Here is a 216-nt window from a genome sequence, read left to right as displayed (position 1 = left end):
AAAGGCAAAGTCCGAGCCAATCAAATTTTAGACACTATAAAAAAAATTAGAAAATCTGGTATTCAATTAACAGCTGATATGTATCCTTACATGGCAAGTTATACAGGAATTGGTATCGTTTTTCCTGATTGGTCTAAAACACAACAACAATTTAAAATTGCAAAAAGTACAAGAAGAAAAGAATTGGAAGATTTTATTAGAAATAAAGTCAATTTA

The 216-nt window shown here is 28.2% G+C and carries 1 protein-coding gene; it reads left to right on the top strand.

Annotated features, from left to right (window positions below; genetic code table 11):
• Positions 1-216, top strand: a 216-nt coding sequence (locus H2O73_RS24665) for a hypothetical protein (protein ID WP_220457818.1), incomplete at both ends; no start/stop codon positions are given.

It is taken from the genome of Vibrio marinisediminis (assembly GCF_014050145.1).
In the GTDB taxonomy this organism is placed as follows: Bacteria; Pseudomonadota; Gammaproteobacteria; order Enterobacterales; family Vibrionaceae; genus Vibrio; species Vibrio marinisediminis.
Note: the sequence above shows the minus strand (reverse complement) of the source record. Positions and strands in the feature narration are given on the sequence as shown.